15 protein-coding genes are annotated in these 16,156 nt (G+C 37.6%); all 15 read right to left on the reverse strand.

The annotated features are described in order from the left end of the window. Position 1: 1 nt before the first annotated feature. Positions 2-1,120 carry an amidohydrolase family protein gene (locus BLR86_RS18045; RefSeq protein WP_090764578.1) on the reverse strand — a complete coding sequence of 373 codons (1,119 nt, stop codon included), beginning with the start codon at positions 1,118-1,120 and terminating at the stop codon, positions 2-4. 272 nt (positions 1,121-1,392) lie between these two features. After that, positions 1,393-2,529 carry an acyl-CoA dehydrogenase family protein gene (locus tag BLR86_RS18050; protein ID WP_090764581.1) on the reverse strand — a complete coding sequence of 379 codons (1,137 nt, stop codon included), beginning with the start codon at positions 2,527-2,529 and terminating at the stop codon, positions 1,393-1,395. Positions 2,530-2,557: 28 nt separating this feature from the next. After that, positions 2,558-3,178 (reverse strand): TetR/AcrR family transcriptional regulator, encoded by a 621-nt coding sequence (locus tag BLR86_RS18055; RefSeq protein ID WP_175492949.1) that lies wholly within the window; start codon positions 3,176-3,178, stop codon positions 2,558-2,560. 35 nt (positions 3,179-3,213) lie between these two features. After that, entirely contained in the window at positions 3,214-4,794 is a 1,581-nt protein-coding gene (locus tag BLR86_RS18060) for an AMP-binding protein (RefSeq protein WP_090764588.1), read from the reverse strand. A 40-nt stretch (positions 4,795-4,834) separates the two neighbouring features. Continuing rightward, positions 4,835-5,152: an AtuA-related protein gene (locus tag BLR86_RS18065; protein ID WP_090764590.1), complete on the reverse strand. Its 318-nt coding sequence runs from the start codon at positions 5,150-5,152 to the stop codon at positions 4,835-4,837. Continuing rightward, positions 5,149-6,504: an acyclic terpene utilization AtuA family protein gene (locus BLR86_RS18070; protein ID WP_090764593.1), complete on the reverse strand. Its 1,356-nt coding sequence runs from the start codon at positions 6,502-6,504 to the stop codon at positions 5,149-5,151. Before BLR86_RS18070 ends, BLR86_RS18065 begins: the two co-directional genes overlap by 4 nt. A 66-nt stretch (positions 6,505-6,570) precedes the next feature. Then, on the reverse strand, positions 6,571-7,818 hold the full coding sequence (locus tag BLR86_RS18075; protein WP_090764595.1) for a CaiB/BaiF CoA transferase family protein: 1,248 nt from the start codon (positions 7,816-7,818) through the stop codon (positions 6,571-6,573). Positions 7,819-7,847: 29 nt separating this feature from the next. After that, on the reverse strand, positions 7,848-8,990 hold the full coding sequence (locus BLR86_RS18080; protein ID WP_090764598.1) for a thiolase family protein: 1,143 nt from the start codon (positions 8,988-8,990) through the stop codon (positions 7,848-7,850). A 63-nt stretch (positions 8,991-9,053) separates the two neighbouring features. Then, positions 9,054-9,899 carry a 3-hydroxyacyl-CoA dehydrogenase family protein gene (locus tag BLR86_RS18085; protein ID WP_090764601.1) on the reverse strand — a complete coding sequence of 282 codons (846 nt, stop codon included), beginning with the start codon at positions 9,897-9,899 and terminating at the stop codon, positions 9,054-9,056. A gap of 43 nt (positions 9,900-9,942) precedes the next feature. Further along, the gene (locus tag BLR86_RS18090) at positions 9,943-11,487 is read right to left on the reverse strand and encodes a long-chain-fatty-acid--CoA ligase (RefSeq protein WP_175492950.1); all 1,545 of its coding nucleotides are present in this window, start codon (positions 11,485-11,487) and stop codon (positions 9,943-9,945) included. Positions 11,488-11,515: 28 nt separating this feature from the next. Further along, the gene (locus BLR86_RS18095; protein WP_090764607.1) at positions 11,516-12,289 is read right to left on the reverse strand and encodes an enoyl-CoA hydratase/isomerase family protein; all 774 of its coding nucleotides are present in this window, start codon (positions 12,287-12,289) and stop codon (positions 11,516-11,518) included. A gap of 219 nt (positions 12,290-12,508) precedes the next feature. Further along, positions 12,509-12,913, reverse strand: a complete 405-nt coding sequence (locus tag BLR86_RS18100) for a Zn-ribbon domain-containing OB-fold protein (protein ID WP_090764610.1) — start codon at positions 12,911-12,913, stop codon at positions 12,509-12,511. 3 nt (positions 12,914-12,916) lie between these two features. Continuing rightward, a complete protein-coding gene (locus BLR86_RS18105; RefSeq protein WP_090764613.1) occupies positions 12,917-14,086 on the reverse strand; it encodes an acetyl-CoA acetyltransferase in 1,170 nt (389 codons plus the stop codon). 71 nt (positions 14,087-14,157) lie between these two features. Continuing rightward, on the reverse strand, positions 14,158-14,919 hold the full coding sequence (locus BLR86_RS18110; RefSeq protein ID WP_090764615.1) for an SDR family NAD(P)-dependent oxidoreductase: 762 nt from the start codon (positions 14,917-14,919) through the stop codon (positions 14,158-14,160). A gap of 19 nt (positions 14,920-14,938) precedes the next feature. Then, positions 14,939-16,144 carry an acyl-CoA dehydrogenase family protein gene (locus BLR86_RS18115; RefSeq protein WP_090764619.1) on the reverse strand — a complete coding sequence of 402 codons (1,206 nt, stop codon included), beginning with the start codon at positions 16,142-16,144 and terminating at the stop codon, positions 14,939-14,941. Positions 16,145-16,156: the final 12 nt, after the last annotated feature.

Below are 16,156 nucleotides of genomic sequence, written 5' to 3' on the forward strand. Positions count from 1 at the left end.
TTCAACTATTGATCAAAACAGGTTCAGGCAGACCAAAAAGTTTTTTAGCATTATAGTATTGAATTTTTTCTCTTGTTTGTTTATTTAACCCTTTCAATGCCGCAACAGGCGAATCAAATTCCCAATGTGGGTAGTCTGAAGCAAACAAGAGTTTATCAGCGCCTACCATATCTATTAGTTGTTCGAGATGCTTGCGGTCCGCAGGCTCTGGCTCTATCATAGGCTGTGTACCAAACCAAAAGTGTTCCTTTACATATTCACTTGGCGGTCTTTTCACCCAAGGAACCTCTCTTCTAACTGCACGCCATTGAGTATCCATCATATATGTCAGTCCAGGTACCCAAGCAAAACCAGCTTCTATAAATGCTATTTTTAATCCTGGAAACTTTTCAAACATTCCGGAAAAAACCATATTTGCCAATTGTGACTGAAAAACTAACGAATGTGTGGATTGAGTTTCTACAAAATATCGTGGCGGACCTATTGGACCTGATTTAAATAGTCCTGTTGGGCCAACAGTTAAGTGAAAGGTTACAACTAAATCATTCCGAACAGCTGCCTCCCAAATAGGATCGTAACGAGGATCACCCCATCCGCCAAAAGGAGAATGGATACCTAGTCCAACCTGTACCATTTGAGGATGACCGCCTACACGATCTATTTCTCTTGCAGCAGCTTCAGGATCCTGAGCTGCAACCAATACTGAACCAAATAGTCGTGAATCCTTAGCTAGCCAGTGCTCAATCAGCCATTCATTGTACGCCGGTGCCATTGCTGTTGCCATTTCACGCTGCGGTGCACCTGATAAAAAGAAGGTTCCATCCGTAAAAAGAATCGCATGTGAGTAATTATATTCGTCCATAACCTGCTTTTTGAAAAAGTCAACAGATGAACAGGCTGGTCCGCCCTCTGGTACCTTGCTATCTGCCCTAAGGCCGCCATTAACGGGTATTGTAAAATCGACTGTTGGTAAATGACCACGAAATTTACTTGCAATCATATAGTCTCTCCAGTAATCATCTAAGTAAGGTAATAAATCCCTTTTGCGAACTGGATTAGGATGAATATCACAATCAATAATAGGAACTGGCCCTTGGAAATTTTTCTCCTCAGTTGACATAAAACGCAACCTCCTTAATATAGGTAATACTTAGTAGATCCGGAAACTACGAACTGTTGTTCAAATACAACCTAACAGTGCAGGTATAATACGTTTAATACAAACGCTTACATTTTTAAATTGTGAAGATGAGCTCACTTTTAATTTATTATAAAACAAATGCAATGAATTGAAAAGTGTTTTATCTAAATTTTATGATACTTTTATTTATTCCGAAAATTCTAAGTATACTATTACTAATTGAAGATTAAATAGATTTTACAATTTTGCAGCTATAAACCTAGCTTTTTAGAAAGAATGACCTTCATAATCTCTGTAGTTCCAGCTGCGATCGTATCCATTCGAATATTTCGAAATCTGCGTGCCAGTGGATATTCTTCCATATAGCCAATACCACCATGCAGCTGCAAGCATTGATAAGCAACCCGATTGGCCATTTCTGTAATCCACCACTTCGCCATAGCTACTCTCTTTTCATCTCTAGTTCCCTTAAGATGGCTAGCAGCTACCTCATCAACAAATACTCGTCCTATTTCAATTTCCGTTGCCATTTCAACTATTTTAAATTGATTATGCTGAAATTTACTAATGGGTTGACCGAATGCAGTTCGATTTTTGGTATATTCTATAGTTAAATCCAAGACTGCTTCAGCCTCTGCTTGTGAACGAATGATTTGCACCAGACGTTCTTGTTGAAGGTTACTCATTAAATAGGAAAATCCTTTGTTTTCTTCTCCTAATAAGTTACTAATAGGTACACGGCAGTCATTGAAGTAATATTCACAGACCTCTGAAGCTTTTCTTCCCATTTTTTTCATACTTTTCCCTTTTGAAAAACCCTTAGTTCCTTCTTCGACAAGGATTAGGCTAATTCCTTTATGTGGAGGAAAAACATCTGTTCGGGTTTTACAAGCGAGGATGGTTAATTTACTGTTAATCCCATTTGATATATACACTTTCTGACCATTAATAATATAATCCTGACCCTCTTTTTTTGCAACGGTTGTTATTGCTGCAACATCTGATCCAGTATTTGGTTCTGTCATGGCGATAGATAATGTCACTTCACCCGATACGCATTTTGGCAACCATTTTTGTTTTTGTTCTTCACTTCCATATTTTTCAATATAGGGAGCAACCACATCACTATGCAATGGTACAGCAATATCAACTCCTGCTTTACCAAGTTCTTCAATCATTATAATAGAATATTCAAATCCAGCTCCTAATCCACCGTATTTCTCTTCCACCCATGGGCAAAGAAAACCACAATCCCCAAATTTTCTCCAAATTTCTTTGGGGACTAAAGTTCCTTCCTCCCATTCATCTATAAATGGAATTATCTCTTTTACTAAAAATCTACGGAAAGCTTTTCTAAAAATATAATGTTCGTCTGTGTATATACTCATCCAAAACAAATGCCTCCATATATTATTTTTAGTTGCTATTTTTTTTTGTAGACTCAATTGCGTTAATCCAAATGTTAGAGACAGTATCACTTAATTCTTCTAAGTTATACTCTTTTTCTCCACCTAGAACGCACCAATTATAAGCGGTCTGTTGAATCATACTCGCAATCGCACTTGAGATATAATCCAAATCGATATCTGTGGATATCTGCTGTTTTTCAAAGGTTCTCCGAACATTTTTAAGAAAACGCTTACGCAACTCTTGCTGTTTTTCCTTATAAAACGGATCAAAACCTGAGACCTGGACAAATACATTATATAATTTAGCATGTTTTTTAATTGATTTAAAAAAGGCCCTAGTAGATGATTTTATCTTTTGACTACTTTGGGATTTTGCCTCGTTCATACTTTCTTCATAGATATCATCAATCATGTCCTCAATGATTTCAACAAGGATCTCGTCTTTATTAGCATAATATCGATAAAAATTACCCTCTGAAACATCTGCTTCTGTGGTTATGTCTACTATTCTAGTATTTATATATCCCTTTTCACCGTATATCTCGGCAGCAGCTTTTTTTAGTTTATCTTTCATCATCTTACCTTTTTGAGTTTTAGGCTCAAGAATATTTCTTTCCATATTTGCCATAGTTATCATTCCTTCAAAAGATTGAATTTACATAATTATTTCATTTTCTCCTTTTTTAGCAGTTCACTACTATCCCAGGCATTTTCATTCGACAATTCTTTTAATTTAAATTTTTGGACTTTTTCTGTTGGTGTTTTTGGAAATTCATATATAAATTCAATAAATCTTGGGTACATAAACTCTGACATATACTTTTCACACCAATCATAAATATCCTTTTCTGTTGCTGCTTCTCCCGGTTTTAATTTAACAAAAACTTTTACCTCATCTTCACTCAATTCATTCGGGATACCGATTGCAGCTGACTCAAACACTTTTGGATGGTTATTAATGATTTTTTCTACCATAAATGAAGAAATATTTTCGCCTTTCCTTCTAATCACATCTTTTGTACGATCTAAGAAAAAGTAAAAACCATCTTCATCTTGGTAAGCACGATCACCAGTATGGAACCATCCGTCAATTAATGCTTCATTTGTCTTGTCTTCCATTTTATAATAACCTTCCATAAAAACATGCGGTTTCAATGGTCTAATACATAATTCGCCAGGTTTTTTGGGAGATACCGGAAGATTTTCTTCATCTCTAATACTTATTTCATAGTGTGATATTGGTTTACCGCAAGATCCTATCCTAAAATCATTGGGTCTATTCGCAATACAAGCAGTTGTTGTTTCAGTCGTACCATAACCTTCTAACAATTGCAGTCCAAAACGTTGTTCAAAAGGGAGCCATAAATCTTTAGGTACTGGGGCACCAATGCCCAATCTCACTGTATTGTGATATTGGATTTCACTGGATGAATTTTTATATAGTATCGTAATCATAGCTCCGATAAATTTAAACACAGTAACCTTATAACGATCCATTTCACTCCAGAATTTAGATGCACTAAATTTTTTCCCGACTGCCAACGGAACTTTTGATAATAGGGCCGGCATTGTCGTTCCCATTTGAGCATTGACATGAAAAAATGGCAGACACGTATAAATAACATCATCGGGTCGAAATTGGAAAATTTGATTAGCTGAGGCTGCACCTGCTGCAACATACGCATTTTGACTTAACATTACACCCTTTGGAACTCCGGTTGTGCCAGAAGTATATAGAATACACATAAGGTCTTCGACCAAAACTTTATTCGTTTCAATATACAAAGGACTTGCATCATCCAATAACTTTTTAAAAGAATAGAAATCATTTTGATCAATAGAAGAGCTACTATCGGATATCACAATCGAATGCTGAATTTTTTTAAGTGTTGATTTAATTTGCATATATTCATTGAGAAAGGGCTCTTCTACCAAAGCCATAACTGCATCTGAATGACTAATGATATAGCTAAGCATCTCACCTTTTGTTGACGTATTAATTGGAACCATGACGGCTCCAATTTTGGCTAAACCAAACCAACAGAATAAATATTCTGGATTATTAGAAAGAACTAATGCCACTTTATCTCCTCTTTTAACACCCAAAGAAGAAAAAACATTAGCTGCTTTATTTATCTTTATAGATAATTCACCAAGAGTAAAAATTTGATCTTGATAATATAACCATCTTAAGTCTGGTGATTCCTGAACCACCCCTTCCAGGTGATATCCAAGATTACTCATACATTATACCTCCTTAAATGGATTGCATTCAATTCAACGTTTATGGAATCTCTATTTCTAATCGCAAGATTAAGTTAGACCAAGATTTCCCGTGTGTATCTAGATTTAAGGAACGGGAAACACCACCTGAAAGTGCATTTTTCATCACAAAATTTATTGCCTTCAAACCGTCAAATTCAAATCTTGTGATTTCACCCTGTACTAACTCACCAAATAATTCACGAACACGTCCCACAGTTACTTGTTCTTTAATCAATTCATAATTTTTCTCATCATATGGAACTACACCAACGTTCGATGTATCTCCTTTATCGCCTGAACGGGAATGAGCTATTTCACGTAATAGAACTTTTCTCATTTTAATACCTCCTCTATCATACTAACTGTTAATTTTACGTCGGAAGCATCCAAAAAGGCACTGTACATCGCAAGTACTTGTTTAACACTTCTACGGTTTCCGCCGCCCCCTGCAGCACCTAAGAGATAGAGTAATTCCACCTCATGTGCCCAAGCATCTGCGATTTCTTTGGTCTCTGTTCTCATCGCTGATCTCAGCCGTACTTCATAAGGAGGTTCGCTAGGGGTTGGTGCAGAGGCTCCATGTATCGAATTTACCCCAATGATATCATAACGAATTTCTAATGAATGATCTTTGTACAATCGATCGAATCTCTTTTTTAATGTATCTTGACTTAATAAGGCACGTTCATATGCTCCAGGTCCGGCATACGACATCTCTCCTTCGCCTATATATCCTTCCAACACACCAACGAGGACTTTTAACTTCTTTGGACGAGGTTTTCCCGTTCCGTTTTCAACTAAGACATCATTTTTCCCGACTTGTTTGACGGTTACATTTTTAAGATCCGCTATTCCATCAGGAGTAATATAATTTTCAGGATCATGTACCTCGTAGACTAACTGGGATTTACATGTATCAACAGTCATGATGCCCCCTGCATCATCTAAAATGGAAATAACTCCGTCTCCACTTTCTTCAACAACAGCATACGGTAAGCCTAAACGGTCCAATCCAGGGACAACACGGTACGGTGGATCTGCATAGTTTCCACCTGTTACGTGGGTTCCACACTCTAATAGGTGTCCTATGATAATTCCTTTTCCTTTACGTTCCCAATCCTCTTCAGCCCAGCCAAATTCATATATCATTGGCCCTAGGAAAAGGGAGGGGTCAGCTAAACGACCGCCAATAATAAAATTCGCCCCATTTTCAAGTGCTTCTACAATAGCATCTGCACCAACATAGGCATTGGCAGAAACGATGGTTCCATTAAGTTCGCTTAACGGTTTTCCTGTTTCTAAAATAATCGGGTCTTTCTCTTTAATTTGGTCTAGCACATCGTCACCGGTAATTGCCGCTAAACGGATATTGGTTAAATTTAGTTCCTCCGCAATCTCTTGGACACGTCTTATGGCAGCGTCAGGATTGGCGGCTCCCATATTCCCAATGATTTTTAACCCTTTATCAACATAAGGGAGAAAGGTGCGAGCTAACTGTTCAAGTCGAATATCATAACCAGTGTTAGGATCATTCAACTTTCTCATTTGTGCCATTGACAACGTACGTTCTGCAAGCGAATCAAAACATAAATAGTCTAAATCGGCTTTTTTTGCCAATTCAATCGCTGGATCTAAATTGTCTTCTGCATAACCAGACCCGCAGCCAATTCGAATTGTTTTTTTCGTCATGGTTTAATTCATCCACCCTTCTAATTGTCTACTAGTTTTGTAATCATTAAAATATTGAAATTAAACTTAAATAATATTATTTTTATACAATTCCCTTATTTTATCCCCGTCATAATTTAAAAGCGCTTCCAATATTTCATTTGTATTTTCACCTAAATTAGGCGGACGTCGGTATATTTCATTTTCTCCAGAAACTCCCGACATTTTTATTGGATTTCCAACGGCCTGTAATGTTTTCCCATCTCCAATTGGAAACTCGACCAGCATATTTCTTGCTTTTATATGTGGATTTTCTACTAAATCTTCCGGGTCAAGAATAGGAGCAGCGGCAATACCTGCATCGAGAAACATTTTTGCCACCTCATGTTTTGAATATTTACTTGCCCATTGCTCTAATACCGGTCTGAAGAATGACTCAACTTGGCTTCCTCGTTTTTCAGGTGTATCAAAATCTGGATTTGATAGTAAGTCCTCTCTATCTATTATCTGACAAAACTTTTGCCAATGTGCTTCAACGTAAACGCTAACCGTAAACCATCCATCCTCTGCACGAAAATCACCAACAATAAAAGACAAAAAGGATGTTTCTGGAGAAGGCTTTACTCCGGTGAGCGAATAGTTCATCATTGGGCGTTCATTTAGCAAAAATAGACTATCCATCATTGCAATATCCACATAGCGGCCTTCACCGGTACGCTGCGCATCAAATATTGCGATTAGGAGTCCAATCGTACCATTAAGTGCTGTAAAAACATCTCCTAATGAAAGACCATGAAAACCTAGAGGTTCCTCTGATTTAGATCTTGTAATTAAGTTATTGGTTATGCCGCCTAAGGCTTCACCTAGATTTCCGTATGCAGCCCACCCTGAGTATGGACTAGGCAAAATATCGTTATGTCCATATCCACTTAATGAAACATATACTAACTTTTGGTTCTGACTTTTCAAGTCGCTGTATCCTAATCCTAATTTATCCATAACCCCTGCTCGGAAGTTTTCAATAACTACATCAGCTTTTTTAGCAAGTTGAATAAAAATTTCTTTTCCTTCTTTTGTTGTGATATCAAGTGTAATACTTTTTTTATTTCTATTTACCCGATACATAGTAGATGAAGTGATATTTCCATCTTCATCTTTTAAAAACGGACCTGTTCCTCTTCCTGATTCTCCTACCTTTGGGCGCTCTACTTTAATAACCTCCGCACCCATATCAGCTAATAACTGAGTTGCCATCGGTGCAGCAACCATATGCTCAGCAGCTAAAATTACTACTCCCTCTAAAGGAAGTCGTCGCTTATTATTTTTATTTTTCATAAACCTTGAGCCTCACTTTCTTAATGATTTTAAAGCCGCTCAATTATTGTAGCCGTTGCCATTCCACCGCCACAGCACATCACTTGTAATCCAAACTGCTTATCCATATCCTCTAATTCATGAAGTAAAGTAGTCATAATTCTTGCACCACTTGCACCTGTAGGATGCCCTAAAGCAATGGAGCCTCCACGTGGATTAACTTTTTCTAAATCAGGCTTAAATTCCTTCATCCAAGCGAGGATAACAGAAGCAAAAGCTTCATTGCATTCAAATATGTCAATATCTCGAACAGTTAAACCTGTTTTATCGAGAATCCGTCTTGTGATTGGGATGGGCCCATCAAGCATCATAGTAGGGTCAGATCCGATCACCTCTCGCGCAATAATACGAGCCCTTGGCTTTAAACCTAAATCCTGTGCTTTTTCACGGGACATGATTAATAAACCAGCTGCTCCATCACTGATTTGACTTGAATTACCAGCCGTTACTTTTCCGTTTTCAGCAAAAGCAGATTTCAATGAAGATAATTTTTCTAAAGTTGTAGTAAGACGAATCCCTTCATCATCGTAGATAATCTCTTTTTTACCGTCTATCATAAATTCATAGGGTAATATTTCCCGTCTAAAATCTCCTTTTTCACGAGCAATACTGGCTAGCTGGTGGCTTCTTAAAGAAATCTCATCCATCTGCAGCCGAGATATCCCCCATTTATCAGCAATTCTTTCTGCTGATATCCCTTGGGAAATCATTTCATATAGATCTGTCAATTCTACAGGAGGTTCAACCCTGTCAACACCAATAGGAATCCGAGTCATATTTTCAATCCCAGCTGCGATAACTACATCATAATCCCCTGCAATAACACCTTGGGCAGCTTGATTGATTGCTTGCTGTGAAGAACCACATTTTCGGTTTATGGTCATGGCTGCTACTTCCTTAGGAAGCCCTGCCATAAGTGTTGAAATCCGTGCTATATTATTTCCCTGCTCTGCTGTTTGTGTAACACACCCTACAATAACGTCCCTAATCTCCTTTGGATCAAAATCCACCTTTTCCACTAAACCTTTAAGTAATGAACTTAGCATATATTCAGGACGCGTATTCGAGTACATCCCATTTCTTTTTCCTGTAGGAAGACGCAATGCCTCTACTATAACTGCCTCTCTAACCATAAAAAAGCTCCCTTCTAACTTTCATCAATATAAAAAGAGATTCAGTAAGTAAAAACTAAATTCTTAGTATTCATAAAATCCTTTACCACTCTTTTTCCCCAGATACCCTAAGGCGACCATTTGTTTTAAATACGTTGGTGATTTAAAACGTTCTCCATAATTTTCTTCCATTGATGTCAATGCTTTAAGTCCAGTATCAAGACCCGCAAGGTCTGCTAACTGGAAAGGTCCCATCGGATGCTTAAACGCCAATCGCATTGCCTTATCTATATCTTCAATTGAAGCAACGCCCTCTTCATAAAGACGAAAAGCCTCAGCTCTTTGTGCAAGCAGCAGCCTGGTAGTCACAAACCCAGGAGTATCTTTTCTACAGACAACTGTTTCTTTTCCGATTGTGTGGCAAAAGTTTTGAACAGTTTGCAATGTTTCATCTGAAGTCTCAAAACCATTTATTATCTCCACTAGTTTCATAACGGGTACAGGATTAAAGAAATGGGTTCCAATTATTTTATCCTTGCGTGATACTTTAGCTCCGATTAAAGTAACACTTAATTGAGAGGTATTTGTGGCTAGGATTGTTTCTGGAGAACAAATCTCATCTAGTTGTTGAAACAGTTCCTGTTTCAAAGAGAGTACTTCTGGTATTGCTTCTATGACCAAATCTGCTTCCTTTACACTATCATTCAAATCTTTCTTTAACTGTATTCTTTGTAAACACTTATCCTTTTGGGTCACTGTTATTTTTTCTGACCTAATCATAAGATTTAAACTTCTATCAATACTTTGTAATCCTTTTTCTAGCATGTCATCATTTATATCTCGCAAAACCACATTATATCCAGCTAAAGCTGCAATCTGGGCAATTCCATGACCCATAATACCAGCGCCTATTACAGAAATATTTTCCATTTTACTCCTCCTTAGAAACGGGCTATGATGATTGAAAATTAAGTTAATTATGAGTTAAATATTTTGTTTTTAATGCATGTTTTTGGATTTTACCAGTTGTATTTCGGGGCAGTTCATCTACTAAAATAATTTTTTTAGGTAATTTAAATTTTGCTAGTCGTTCAGCTATCCAATCTTGCAATTGTTCAGTAGAAATATTTTCCTCCGAAACAACAAATGCAATAGGAATTTCTCCCCATTTAACATCTGCAATGCTTGTAACTGCTACTTCTTTAACTCCGGCATATTGCTCCATTACTTTTTCAATTTCACGAGGATAAACATTAAGTCCACCAGAAATCATCATATCTTTTTTACGATCAACAATATAAACATACCCATTTTTATCTATCATTCCGATATCACCGGTGTATAACCAGCCATCTTTTATTGTTTCTCTCGTGGATTCAGGATTTTTCCAATAACCTTCCATTACATTTTTACCTTTTGCAATAATTTCTCCTGTTTCGCCAGAATTAACTTCGTTTCCTTCATCGTTTACAACTCTTAGACTGATACCTAATAGCTGTTTACCAACTGAGTTTATAATCTTCTCATAACTAGAGTCATATAAAGCTAACTGATGATCTTCAGGTTTAAGACCCGTGAGCATTGGGCTGGCTTCAGTTAATCCATACCCATTCCAGAACTTACATTGAAATGCATCCATTGCTTTCCGTAAAAGGGGGATAGGCATTGGAGCAGCACCATAAGTAATCATTTCTAAATGGCTGAAAAAATTAGCATCAAATCTTTCGGATTCTAATAGACTAGAAATCATGGTTGGCACTAATAAGGCATGGGTAATTCGGTGTTCCCCCATAATCTGAAAAACTGTTTCAGGATCAAATTTTTGTAAAATTACATGTGTAGCCCCTGCAAAGGCAAGGCTAAAAACTCTTGAACCCGCTGAAAGGTGACACATTGGAGCAACGTTTAAAAACCGATCATGTTGACGGATGTTACCTTCTACAACGGATGTCCATGAATTTGCCATAATATTACGATTCGAAATCATAACACCCTTTGGAGTTCCTGTAGTTCCTGAAGTATATATTTGTAAAACAATATCGCTTTCTCTTATTTTCCTGTTTTCATATTTATCAGAAGCATCTTGTACTAAGCTCTCATATGACAAACCAAAAAGTACATTTTCCTCTGCCTCCAGTACAATTCCATTACTAATACCTGTCTCTTTTTTTATCTCCTCTAATCCTTCAGTGTGGTCCGAATCAATAAAAATCGCCTTAGCTTCAGCATCTTTCATTATTGAACAAATCTCAAATAATGTTAATCGATAATTAATCGGAACAGCGACAACACCAGTTAGAGAAGAGGCAAAATACAGCTCAGGGATATATCCATTATTTTGAGAAAGAATGACAAAACGATCACCTTTTACTAATCCTAATTTATTCGTTAATACATTAGATACACGTTGAACCCTTGAAAAAAACTCGCGATAAGTAAGATTATGCTGATTTGAAATAATCGCAAGCTTGCTAGGATTTACCTTATTGTGATGATCTAAAATATCTTTTACTAACAAAATATCACCCTCTATTCCGGCTAAAAACCTATTTCCCATTAAAAATAGGTTTTCTTTTTTCTAAGAAAGCGCTTACTCCTTCGTTCTTATCGTTTGTGGAACATAATCTTGAGAAGAGTTCACCTTCTTTTTCCAATCCTTCTACTAAACCATTATTTAATCCTTGATTAATACTAATTTTGCTATATTGGATTGCTAATGGAGCCTTTTTTGTTATTGTCTTAGCAATTTTCTCTGCCTCTATTAACAAGTCTTCCTGATTAACTACCATTTGAACAATGCCTAAATTTTCTGCTTCATTTGCTGTAATCAGTTTCCCAGTATATATCATTAATTTTGCCAGACCTGGAGAAACAAGCTTTGGCAGTCTTTGGGTTCCACCTCCACCAGGAATCACCCCTAACCCCACTTCCGGTAAACCAAACTTTGCATTTTTTGCCGCGATACAAATATCACAACACATAGCAATTTCAAATCCTCCCCCTAAGGCTGAGGCATTAATGGCCGCAATAATCGGGATGGGATAGTTTTCAATATAGGTAAATAATTCTCTGCTCTTATTTACGCGAGTTCTTCCACTATCTTCATTTAATTTTGCTAATTCTTTTATATCTGCTCCAGCTATAAAGGTCTTTTCACCTGTACCTGTCAGAATAATAACCTGATTGTTTATCTTCAATGTTTCTAAAACTACCTGTAATTCACTTTTCACATCATCACTTAATGAATTAACTGGTGGATTGTCTAGCTGAATAATCGCATACCGTTCCTTTTGCTGTACTTTATGAAATGTAAAGTCCATACTGTAACCTCTTTTCCAACCTATATTTATATAAAATAAAAGTGAGATTACTTTCAGTTTTATTTTATATCAGTGTGAAAACTTTGTAAACTAAAAAGTCATTATCTTTAGAATTATCCAAAAATTATGTCAGCAAACTTATCATTACAAGAAAAAGTGATGACATAGATAAAAATTACCTTGTCATCCACTTTTATCTGCACCTTTTCAGAATCATCCTTAGGCAAGCTCGAACTTAGGCAGCATCATTCCTTCTTGTTCTTGGAATAATACCCTAACAGCCATATCACACCGTACTTCCTCAACATTGCAATTAACGATATTAGACATCAGCCTGACTCCTTCATCTAATTCTATTAATGCGACAACGTATGGTACATCCTCTTTGAAGGAAGGATGTGCGGCGCGGCGTGCAATGGTATAGGAATATACTTTTCCTTTTCCGCTTGCTTCTACCCAATTTATTTGATCTGACATGCAATGAGGACAAACCTCTCTTGGATAGAAAATATGCTTATCACAATCATTGCACTGTTGAATTAGCAATTTCCCTACACTACAGCCATCCCAAAAGGTTTTAGAATCACCATCAGGAGTTGGAATTGGTTTTTTGTATTCAGTCATGGCTTAATCCCTCCCTAAAATACAAGTAGATGAAGTAGACAGAGAACCACCGATACCATTAACCAAAGCTATTTTGGCATCTTTTACCTGCCTGTCAGCACATTCACCGCGCAATTGACGGACAGCTTCAATTAATAAGAAAATCCCATACATACCTGGGTGCGCATATGAAAGTCCCCCGCCATTTGTGTTTAACGGGAAATCTCCACCAGGGGCAGTTCTCTGATTAGCAACGAAATCTCCACCTTCCCCTGGCTTGCAAAAACCAAGGGCCTCTAGCGTAAGCAAAACAGTAATAGTAAAAGAATCATAGATTTCAACCACATCAATATCATCATGTGTAACTCCGGCCATTTCAAATGCCACTTTTCCAGATTTCTGTGCTGATGTAACCGTTGCTAAATCTGGCATTGCATGAATAGACCAATGGGAATGAGATTCTCCCTGACCCAGAACCCAAATTGGTTTTTTTCGACAATTCTTGGCACGGTCTGCTGAGACTAATACAATGGCTCCCGCACCATCTGTAACAAGACAGCAATCCAACAAATGCAGGGGATCACTAATCATTTTCGAGTTTAACACATCATCTACCGTTAAAGGTTCTCTCATTGTTGCCTCTGGATTAAGCTGCGCCCATTTCCTTGTCGCTACAGCTATCTCAGCAAGATGTTCTTGCTTTGTCCCATACTGATGCATATGTCTGTGTGCTGCCATTGCATAAGCACCTACTGGGTTTGGCAACCCAAAAGGTGTTTCATATTGCCCAGTAAGAGTGGTTGGTTTTACAGGAAGTCTTACACTATCCGAGCGTTGGGTGCTTCCATAAAGTATCAGTGCTACTTCACACAATCCCGCTTGTATTGCAGCCGCTGCGTGTCCAACATGGGCTTCAAATGTTGAACCGCCTATTTGAGTGGAATCTGAATATTTGGGTTGAATGCCCAAATATTCACCCATAACGGCGGATGAAAATTGCCCAACTCCAGGCAAACCCCATAATCCTGCGGTAAATAATCCATCTACTTCATCTTTTCGAATTCCAGCATCATCTAAAGCCCTCTTAGCTGCAATAGCTTGTATTTGAAAAACGGATTTGTTTCCTAATACTTTACCGTTTTCTAACTCTACATCTCCAACCCCCACAATAGCGGCTGCCCTTTTAATTGACATTTAACTTCTCCCTTCCCCATTGAATAAATATTAACAAAATATCCAACTGAAAGCGCTATTATTCTAAATTACTACTCTACTGTTTTGCCGCCATCAACAAAATAGGTTTGACCCGTAATATAATCGGAAACCCTGGCAGCCAAATAAACAGCCATGGATGATATATCCTTTTCATCCCCTAAACGTCTTTGCGGTATCATTTTAAGCATCCTGTCCAAGGCTTTCGGATCCGAGAGATCCTCCTTATTTATATCAGTTGCTATTAACCCTGGAGCAATTGAGTTTACCTGGATATTGTAACGAGCCCATTCATTTGCAAGCGATCTTGTAAGGTGCATAACAGCCGCCTTACTTGCTGCATAGGGAGCTATATTTCGATAAGCTCTAGAACCACCAATAGAAGAAATATTGATGATTTTACCCATTTTATGAGGAATCATCATTTCAGCGGCTTGTTGACTGCAAAAAAACAGTCCCTTTAAGTTTACATTGAATATATAATCCCATTCTTCTTCCATCACATTGATAGCTTGATTAGTAGAATTAGCCCCAGCATTATTTACCAGAATATCAAGTTTTCCAAATTCTTGGGTAGTTGTTTTAAACATTGCCTTAATATCGTTAAGATTCGCCACATCCGCTGAAATTGGTATTGCCTTTCGGTTCATTAGACTAACTTCATGTGCGACCTCTTCACATTTTCCTATGTTCCTGCCCACAATGACTACATCCGCGCCTTGTGCTGCATAATCTTTCACAATTTGTGCACCAATCCCTCTACTTCCCCCTGTGACTAAAGCAACCTTACCAGTTAAGTCTAGCAATTCTTCCAACGTACGTTAGCCCCCTGTCCTATTGATATTTTTTAATTTCTAATTTAGCAACAGTTATTTTATGGACCTCATCTGGTCCATCAGAAATCCGAGTGGTTCTAGCCTTTGCCCACAATTTTGCTAGTGGGAATGTTTCACTTACTCCTCCACCGCCATGAACTTGGATAGCCCGGTCGATAACCTTAAGTGCCATGGATGGTGCTGCCACCTTGATCATCGCTATTTCACCACGAGCTTTTTTGTTTCCAACTGTATCCATCATGTACGCGGCTCTTTGTGTAAGTAAGCGTACTTGATCAATCTCCACTCTAGATTCTGCAATCCAATTTCTAATAACACCTTGTTCAATAAGCGGTTTACCAAAAGTAACTCGTTGTTGTGCTCTTTTAATCATGTATTCTAAAGAACGTTCTGCAGAACCAATCAAGCGCATACAATGATGTATTCTACCAGGTCCAAGTCTTCCTTGAGCGATAGCGAAACCTTTTCCTTCAGCCCATAAAATATTCGTAGATGGTACACGTACATTGTCAAAAATAACTTCACTATGACCATGGGGTGCATCATCATATCCAAATACAGATAAATGCTGGACAATTTTCACTCCTGGTGTGTCTTTTGGTACAAGTATCATTGACTGCTGTTCATATTTCGGGGCTGTTGGGTCAGTCTTCCCCATAACAATTAATATTTTACAATTTTCATAAGCAATTCCTGATGACCACCATTTGCGACCATTAATGACATACTCGTCACCGACTTTTTTTATGCTTGTTTGAATGTTGGTAGCATCGGAGGATGCAACCTCTGGTTCAGTCATACAGAAAGTTGAACGAATTTCCCCCTCTAATAATGGTTTGAGCCATTCCTCTTTTTGTTCAGGTGTACCAAACTTCTCTAAAATTTCCATATTTCCGGTATCAGGAGCAGCGCAGTTAAACACCTCAGGAGCCATTAATGAACGTCCCATGATTTCCATTAATGATGAAAACTCTAAGTTTGTTAAACCTACTCCGTGTTCTAGATCAGGCATAAATAAATTCCATAAGCCTGCATTTTTAGCCTTTGCTTTCAATTCCTCTAAAATCGGCGGAACCTGCCAACGATTTTCATTTTGATTTAATTGTTCCTCAAATAAATTTTCATTGGGGTAAATATAATCCTCCATAAATGCAGTTATTTCATTTTCCAACCTGATAAGTTTTTCTGATTTTTCAAATATCATTTTCTATTTCCC

This window comes from Bacillus sp. OK048, assembly GCF_900103525.1.
In the GTDB taxonomy this organism is placed as follows: Bacteria; Bacillota; Bacilli; order Bacillales; family Cytobacillaceae; genus Neobacillus.